Origin of the sequence: Fulvivirga sp. (genome assembly GCF_040220315.1) — a bacterium.
Lineage (GTDB): Bacteria > Bacteroidota > Bacteroidia > Cytophagales > Cyclobacteriaceae > Fulvivirga.
The window spans coordinates 1-9,132 of the sequence record NZ_JAVJUY010000348.1; the positions used below are offsets into that span (position 1 = coordinate 1).

General features: G+C 34.2%; 6 protein-coding genes. 4 read left to right on the plus strand and 2 right to left on the minus strand.

All coding sequences use genetic code 11. The annotated features are described in order from the left end of the window. Nucleotides 1–1,724, minus strand: a 1,724-nt coding sequence (locus RLO81_RS17580) for a sulfotransferase family protein (protein WP_350114743.1), incomplete at its 3' end; no start/stop codon positions are given. Nucleotides 1,725–1,841: 117 nt separating this feature from the next. Here RLO81_RS17580 and RLO81_RS17585 point away from each other — a divergent pair. Then, nucleotides 1,842–3,650 carry a glycosyltransferase family 2 protein gene (locus RLO81_RS17585; RefSeq protein WP_350114746.1) on the plus strand — a complete coding sequence of 603 codons (1,809 nt, stop codon included), beginning with the start codon at nt 1,842–1,844 and terminating at the stop codon, nt 3,648–3,650. Here RLO81_RS17585 and RLO81_RS17590 read toward each other — a convergent pair. Then, nucleotides 3,647–5,599 (minus strand): hypothetical protein, encoded by a 1,953-nt coding sequence (locus RLO81_RS17590; RefSeq protein ID WP_350114749.1) that lies wholly within the window; start codon nt 5,597–5,599, stop codon nt 3,647–3,649. The genes RLO81_RS17585 and RLO81_RS17590 overlap by 4 nt on opposite strands. A gap of 79 nt (nt 5,600–5,678) precedes the next feature. Here RLO81_RS17590 and RLO81_RS17595 point away from each other — a divergent pair, with 79 nt between their 5' ends. From RLO81_RS17595 to RLO81_RS17605, 3 genes are all read left to right on the plus strand, one after another. Then, nucleotides 5,679–6,593 (plus strand): glycosyltransferase family 2 protein, encoded by a 915-nt coding sequence (locus tag RLO81_RS17595; protein ID WP_350114752.1) that lies wholly within the window; start codon nt 5,679–5,681, stop codon nt 6,591–6,593. A gap of 52 nt (nt 6,594–6,645) precedes the next feature. After that, the gene (locus tag RLO81_RS17600; RefSeq protein WP_350114755.1) at nt 6,646–7,233 is read left to right on the plus strand and encodes a class I SAM-dependent methyltransferase; all 588 of its coding nucleotides are present in this window, start codon (nt 6,646–6,648) and stop codon (nt 7,231–7,233) included. Between the two features lie 14 nt (nt 7,234–7,247). Then, on the plus strand, nt 7,248–9,132 hold a 1,885-nt coding region (locus RLO81_RS17605; RefSeq protein WP_350114758.1), incomplete at its 3' end, for a glycosyltransferase.

A 9,132-nucleotide genomic window follows, 5' to 3' on the forward strand; every position in this document is an offset into this window, starting at 1 on the left:
TCTGCCCTATTGTATGTGGGCATTATAACTGATATTAGTGGATTTGATTTGGTCAGCAAGTCATTCGCCTCAGAGGCTGCAGCTGCTACACTACTTTCACTTGCCAAATAAAGGCTTTTGAATTCTGTATGTTGAGGGTATCGGTTTAAATCAATTAGGTTTTCTACTAAACTATAGAATGTTTCAGGTTCTTTTTTTTTTAAGAATGAAGTTATTTTCTTAACCACTTTAACCGGTAAAGAAAATAAAAACCTGAACGGCTTTGTAATACGCCTACTAATACGTGAATCCTGATTAGCCTGCCAAAGCCGTTCGATTGTGGAGTCCTTTTCTTTTGCTTGTTTTTCCTTCTGCTTTAGTGTCTCTTGAAGACTTTTTACCTTACTAGCCAATCGGCTTTCAATACCTTGAAAATGCCTTTCCACGTTTCTGGTATGTTTTTTTGAGGTGTTTAAATTCTCTTCAAGACTTTCAATTTGAGCTCTTTGTTCTTTAGTCAATGAATTTAGTTCATCAATTATTTTTTTATCTGATTGATGGATGAATCTTTCTTTCTCTAAAGTAAGAGTAACCGAATTCAATTCATTTGATTTTTTTTCAAGTGATTGACTTAAACGTTGGGTTTGTGCTTTAAGCTCCTTGATATCACTCTTGAATGATTCTATCGTTTTTTCAATGAGCTTTATTTGTACTTTTTGAAGTTCAGATTTGAAGGCATTAATGTCTTCCTTTTGTTTCTGCCTTAATTCTTTGTTCTGCTCTTGAATTTTCTTTAGGTCGTCTTTATACTTTTCTTCATATTGTTTTAATTGAAGATTATTTTCTTTTAGTTTCTCTTTCAATTTCAAATAATCTTCCTTTAACTGCTTATCTAACATTATACTCTCCTCTGAGTCTTTAAGTATTTTTTTTATTTTTCCTGATTTAAAACTAAAGTTAATTGAATCATGCAAACTATGCTCTAGTAAGGCAAAAAGATTACTCTGTGAACTACTTAATTCGTTTAATGAGATGGATGAGACTTTTTGCCTGTGCAAACTCGTGTCTATGAAGCCATCGAGTTCCCGCTTGTTGGGTACTCGTAGCCCATGAACTCCTTGCCTTGTTAAAAATTCATGAATTATATTTATGACCTCTCCCGGATTTTCTAATAGTTTATTGTAACTGACTACCAAACTTGGAAACCCAGCTGAGTGCTCTATCGCCAATTCAGTATATCTTTCCCACATAGCGAGACCATATTCTAATGAATAGCCATTTCGATATTCTAGTGACTTGGCTACTTCTAGAGGGTGGCGATAGATGAAAATTATAATGGGTACTTCCAAATGCCTTTTCCACAACGGTAGTGTTAAGCAAAAGCGTGGTTCCTTCAAAAACCATGGTCTAAAAGCATCCAGGTTGATTATTAGTTGCTTCGCTTTTTTATCAAATTGTGTTATGGATTCCTCAGAAAAAGTTTGTAACCCTTCAAACCCCGCAATTTGGTTCCAGTCGAAGCCGTTCTCCTGAAGTATATAGTCATTTAATTCTCGAACATCTTTTCTCTCCCAAAACCCTTTAGGATTTTCTTCATTCGCACGTGTAGATATTCCTTCCGTTCCGAAGTACAAACCCATCATATTCAAAAGTCTTGAAAGGGTTGATGTGCCCGATCGGTGCATACCTAAAACAAATACCTGCATATACGTATATTTAATGTTCAAAATTAGTCTTTTTAACATCAATCGCTAAGATTAAAGAAATACTGTAGCTAAATTTGAAACGTATGAATGACCTAAAACGAAAGATTAATCAACTAAAATTCATGATCAAGGTTCGCCAAATTGAGATAAAATTAAATGAGATTCGAAAGAATGGATAGTATTAGCAAAGATTTGACACAGGCGATAAGGGACATTGAAAATCTCGAAGAAAAATCAAGTTGGGTAATTGAGCTAAAAAAAATGCCCCTTGTAAGTGTTGTAATGACTACCTATAACGTAGAAAGATATGTAGAAGAGGCGATCAATTCTATTTTAAATCAATCTTATTCTAATATCGAGTTGATTATTGTAGATGACTCTAGCACCGATCAAACGATTGATATTATCCAAAAAATAAATAGTCCAAAAATCAGACTTTTCCAAAATAGTATTAATTGCGGTACCTATTATTCTAAAAACTACGGCATCACACAAAGTCATGGCGAATATATAGCAATCCAGGACTCTGATGATTTATCAGATAAAGACAGAATTAAAAAACAAGTTGATTTCTTGGAAACCTACGATGCTAAGAAGTTTGTATTGTGCCAATATACTCGATTTGGTGAAGATGGTACACACTTAATAGCTCCACGCCTTGGTTTTCAGTCGAGCATGATTAGAAGAGCCGTATTCGATGATATTGGCTTCTACGATTCTGTACGTGTAGCAGCAGACGATGAGTTTAATGCTAGAATAATGAAATTCTATGGGAATGGGTCTAGAGGTATACTTGAAGAGTTGCTTTATTTTAACAGAAGTAGGGAAGATTCTCTCACAGCTACAGTAGAGATAGGTTCTAGCCCAAGAACAACATATGTTGAGAACTATCAAAATTGGCATTCAAAAGTCGATGAAAATATAAATAAGTTATATGTTGAATATCCTCAGATTAAAAGACCATTTGCTGTGGATTCAAGTATTGACGTAAAGTTTAAACATGAAATATCTCCTGAAAAGAATGTCAAAGAGATAAAAACATTAGGCAATAAAGTAACAGGTAGCATGGTTACGATACCCTCACGCCTATCCATTCTTGAAAAAGTAATTAAGACTATTATCAATCAAGTTGATGAACTCAATGTGTACTTAAACAGTTTTGATGGAGTGCCAGAATTTTTAAATCACCCAAAAATTGTTGTACAAAGATCTCAAGATCATGGTGATATAGCTGATAATGGTAAATTCTTCAATGCATCTAATCTTAATGGATTTCATTTTACTTTTGATGATGACATTTTATATCCGAGCGACTATGTAGCAACTTATTTGAACAAGCTGGGTGATTACCAATATCAAGCGGCAGTTGGAACACACGGAATCGAAATTAAAGAAGGCTTTAAACGGTATTACGATATCTCATCCCGTGAAGTGATAAGTTTTTATAGAGAAAATGATTCAGATAGATATGTACACTTAATTGGTACGGGTACACTAGCATATCATACTAGTTTAATTAATTTCAATTTAGCTGACATATCTGAAACTCATATGGTTGATATTTTCTTTGGACTATACTGCCAAAGAAATAATGTACCCTTAATCTGCATTGAGAGGGAAGCAGATTGGATAAAAGAAATTGAAACACCTTCAGAGACAAGAATTTTTGATACATTCTCAAAAAATGATACGAAACAAACTGAGCTAATAAAATCCATCAATTGGAGCTACCAATACCTTAAACTAGATGTAAAAGACAACTTAGATTTAAACCTAAGTATAGAAGAGCGCATGATTCGTAAATTGGAAGACTTTGGTGAACGATTGATAGAAAACGAAAGAATAATTGTGAACCAAAAGAGAACCATCGAAAAACAACAAAATGACTTAGACTGGTACGCAAGAACCTTTGATCATTTGCCTAAGTGGTTTTTAAAATTTGGGGGGATTTTTAGAAGATTCTAGTCTTTCGCTTTCGTAATATAATAGCCAAAAATTTTAAGTCCATCTAAATTTGATTCATCGAGTTGTGTCTTGTTTTCGAGTTCATATTTTGTCAGTAATTCAATAATCACCTCCTTGTACTTGTTAGTTTTCGACTTTTCTAAGGTCAGTGGATCAAGACTCTCATAATCGTCTTTAAGATCAGGGAAGCCATCCATTTTTTCATGGATACTACATACTTCATCTTGAGTAAAACTATTGCAATTAGAAATAGCAGCCATTTGAACCAATTGCCAAAAAGGCTGATAATGGCCCCGATTTAAATCCGTTTGTCTAAAGCTTTTGAAGTCTTCCCAATCAACCACTGGCTCTAAAAGGTCAACAATATTAGAATCCAAGATAAAGCGTTTAATATTATCAAGGTTTTTAAACAATACTGCATGAGATCCGCGCATGGGCTTTTTGTCCACTTGATAATGTTCAATTGGCTTTTTGTCAATATGATACTTTTCGGACCACTTTTGATTACAAAAAGGAATCTCAACCAAATCATTTCCACATCTTTTCATCATCTCAAAATGAAATTCCTCATTCATTCTGGCATCTACACCAGCATTGTATGTAGACTTAACGATGTAATCATCCAAAAAAATAAATGGAGTAAACTCATTAGTATTATGGGCCGTCCATATCCTTCCTCCCCATCGAAGAAACCTCGTTTCAATCCTATTTTTTGTGTGTAGATTGGTAAGTTTTTCTATTTGATTTCTTTTGAGCCATAAGTTTTTAAATTCATTTCTTCTTTCATTTACATATGATTCCTTTAGAAACCCTAAATGATTAAAATTTCCTAAATGTTTGAAAAACCAACTTTCAACTTTATCAATATTCCCCTCTCGAACATTACTGATATTTCTTAATCCTACTTCCTGCCCTCTCAATATCATTTTATTCGAAGTTCGCAGGAAATTTGGAGTCAAATCCATAGGCGATACCTCGCCCTCAGTGAAAAATATATGTTTGCCCAGCTTGTCCGTCATGTTAAACCCATGATACCCACCCTCATTAATCTCATGATTTAACCCAAGCTGATTGGCAAGAAGTCTACCTGCAATTACTTCTCCACTATATGGAGGCCCATTTGTTATACATTTATTTATTAGTTTCTTCCCTTTAGAGTTTAATATTAACCCCAATAATAGTCTACTGTCCTTACCACCTGAAAGAGGAAAATTGAAAGGCCCATTAAAATGGCTAAAAAAAAGATTGAGATGATCAGTTAATCTCTCAAAGCACAAGTCCCAATATCGCTTCTTATCTTGTTTATATAATTCTTGAAAAATTTGGTCGGCCCAAATGTCGCCTTCCTTCTTTTCAAAAAGAGCTTTATTATTTTTAAAAATGATTTTAGCCCCCTGAGATAAAACTTTAACATCTTTAAATAGTGAAGAATTGTCATGTGGCCATGAAGTCGATATTGACCAAGCTAAAAAATTAGTATCCAGACAATCTCTTAATGATGAGTTGGGTCTTAAAAAGTAGTTTATAAGACCAACTCTATTCGAAATAACTGTAAAATCCTCGTTTTCAGTATAATATGCCTGAACAGAAGATGTTAAATTCCTAGCCAAAAAACCATCACCCTTTTGGTTGATATCTATATAAATGAATTCTCCAGAATTGCCTTCATTACTCTCAAAATCTCTTTTTTTAAGCCGGGTATTCAGAGGGTTCCCATCATTGATCCAACCATTAAAGAGCCTGATTCGAGAATCTGAAACATCTGAATAATACTCTGGCTTAAAATAGGGCTCTTTGGGTAGCCAATAATGCACTTCAACGCTATTGTTTGGAGTAGACCATCTTTCGTAAATTAAATTTCTTCCGTTTGGAATATACTTGTTGAGTTCCTCCTTAGAAGTATTACGATATAATGGAGTTTTACTAGATATTATTAGAAAGTAAAGCATTTATTATCAACCGTCTTGTTGTTGGTACACTATCTTAGGTATCTTTATTCAAATCTCAATAAAACGGGACTAATTTAAAATGAATATACTAGCAATTACTACATTTAATCGATCTCATTTTTTAAAAAAGCTTATCGATTCTTTTGTAGCCTCCATTACATCCAAATGGCTAATCATTATCGCTGATGACGGCTCGACTGATGGTACTTTAGAATATCTAAAGGAGTTAAAAATACCTGATATTCCAATTATGGTCATAAATAATGACCGCCAGGGTGTGCACCATCAATTTAACACAATCGTTAGAGAACTAGAAAAAATAGATTTCGATTATTGTTTCAAATGTGATGACGATATAGAGTTTATAAAACCAGGTTGGGAAGAACTTTACATCAATGCTATAGAAAAGAGTGGTTACCATCATTTATGCCATTTTGATTCCAGCTGGCGCCCAGAAAAGAGCCTAAATCCTCCTAAAAAAGAAGGGCCGCTGATCAGTCATTGCAAAGGAGAAGATGTACAAGGTGCTTTTTTTACATTAACACCTGAGGTTATAAAAAAGGTAGGCTACATGGATGTAGAAAATTTTGGATTTCGAGGGGTGGGACATATTGACTATACTCTTAGAGCGTGCCGTGCTGGATTTAATGACTTTGAACACCCGTTCGATGTTCAGCGCAGCAATGAATACATTTTACACCAAAAAGATGATTATAAATCCGCGTTGAATATACATGTTCAGAATGCATTAGAAGATGATACTGAAACAAAAAGGAAATATGAGCTTATCAAAGACAAAACTCGTTTATATGTTGGTTTCAATGAAAATAAGGACGTTCTGAATAAACCATTAGAAAGAATTTTATTGCTTAAAAGATTAGATGCACTAGAGAAAGAAAAACAATGGTACGAAATAACATATGGGCACCAGCCTCGGTGGTTTATTCGATTAGGGAAAGCATTAAATTATATTCATAATTTATTCAAGAATTAGTTCTTCTTCACGCAATTATATTTCTAACTTAGTCATTTCTTATAAATCATATATGCAGGTATTAGCAACCAAACATTTAATTAATTGTCAGTTTGCTGTAGATAGATATCAAGCTCTAATAAAGCTAGGCGCTCAGGAAAAGATAGCGGAAATTGGGGTTCTTGGAGGAGACTTATCAGATTGGTTCATTAATAACTTAGCCCCGAAGGAAATTCATATGATTGATCTATACAATTGTGCTGATTTTCCAGGCCGAGATAGGTTTACAAAACGTCAGCATGAGGAGTTTGTGCATAAGCGATTCGAAAAAGAGATTAATTCAGGTGTTGCTGTAATTAAAAAAGGGATATCTTGGGAAATAATGGCACACTATCCAAATAACTATTTTGATCTTATTTATATAGATGCTGGACATGACTATAACTCTGTGAAAAAGGATTTAGAAGCCAGTGCTAATAAAATTAAAGATGACGGTTATATTGTGATGAATGACTACATTATGTATGATCACCTTTCCAATACAAAATACGGAGTTGTACAAGCAACCAATGAATTCTGTGTTAAAAATGATTGGGAATTTATATATTACGCCTTTCATCCGAATTTATTTTGTGATGTAGTTTTAAAAAAAATAAGCTAAGGCCGTTCATTTAAATGACCTTTTGGATACTTACAACTGAATACCCCCCTTTAAGTGGAGGTGGTATAAGTACTTATTGCTACCATACTGGGCAAATGTTGCAACAAGAAGGGCATGACGTCACCGTTTTTGTTCCAGATTACACAATCAAAACTAAAAGTGTTGAACTCAAAGATGGTGTAACAATAGTCAAATTTCGACCAGATGACTCTCATTTCGAATATCTAGGAAATGAATCTGCATTAAGTTTGTCATTTTCTGAAGTTATCAAGAAATATGCAACTGATAATGATGAACCAGATTTTATTGAGGCACAGGAATATAATGGAATAGCCTATTTTGCACTTCAGAAAAAACTCACTCTTGAGGATTATTTCCCCAATACACTTTTTTATGTTACGGCTCATGCGCCCGGATTTTTATATTTAGATTATAATCAAGCTCCTATATATGAAATCCCTATGTACTGGACGGGAGAAATGGAAAAGTCCGTGCTTAAAAGCGCTGACTTAGTTATTTCACCTAGTCAATATTTGATTGACAAAACGGATGATTACTACGACTGGTCTGAACAGGAGAGAACAGTCATTTTTAACCCATTCAAACAATCTGATAAACCTGAGTTTAATTTCACACCATTCGATATAGTTTTTTTTGGAAAATTAACTCCACAAAAAGGTTGTATTGAACTTTTATCATACTTTAAACGGCTATGGGATCAGGGCTTCGAACATCCTTTAAGATTAATTGGTGGAGGATCCCATTTCTTTTATCCTAAGATGATGGATCTGAGTGACCATTTGCGAAAAGTATATAAATCGTATATCGACAAAGGACTATTAATCTTTGAAGGCCATATTAATCCTGAATATATTAATACTAGACTTAAAAAAGCGCATGTTGTTTTAGTGCCCAGCATCGTTGATAACCTGCCTTATACAGTTCTTGAGGCCATGTCTCTTGGTAAAATTGTACTGGCTTCTGATTGTGGCGGACACAAAGAACTGATTAATTCGGGTAAAAACGGATTCATTTTTTCTCATGATCCGCAAGGTGAAAGCTTCATTTCACAAATGAAATCGATTCTATCGCTTGAAAATGAAGAAATTCAGACTATAGGTAAATATGCCAGGGATACGATTGAGAGAAATTGCAATTATTCGAATGTACATAATCAGAAAATTAACTATTTACTAGAAAATAAGACTGCGCGTAAAAGTAGTAAGCCCAAGTTTCCTTTTATTGAAGATATTGAACGAAAGAAAAGTAGCAGGCAATCTAGTACGACTGACAAGGGAAAGCTGACCATTATCATTCCATTTTTCAACATGGGCAATTATATTAACGAAGCCGTTGATTCTGTAGTGAACTGCACGTACCCAAATAAGAATATACTCATAATAGATGATGGAAGTACAGATATTCGAAGCATTGAAGCATTAAAAAAGATTGAATTATCAGGAAAGGTAAAGGTAGTTCGAAAAGAAAATGAAGGCTTAAGTGCAACAAGAAATTTTGGTGCGAATATTGCGAATGGTGAATATATTGCGTTCTTAGATGCTGACGATAAAGTTGAGCCTAGCTATTATGAAAAAGCCATTAAACTCATTAGGAAATATAATAATGTGAGTTTCGTTGGGTGTTGGGCTTCCTATTTCGAAGGAAGTGATATAAGTTGGCCATCTTTTAATCCCGAACCTCCCTATTTATTAGCACATAACATGATTAATAGTAGTGCATTGGTGTATAAAAAAAACGACTTTCTATCTTCAGGTGGGAATGACCGTCAGATGATATATGGTATGGAAGATTATGATAGTGTTATTAATATGGTAAAAAATGGATTTAGAGGCGTTGCAATTCCTGAAAAATTGTGGGGATATCGGATAAGAAAAGGGT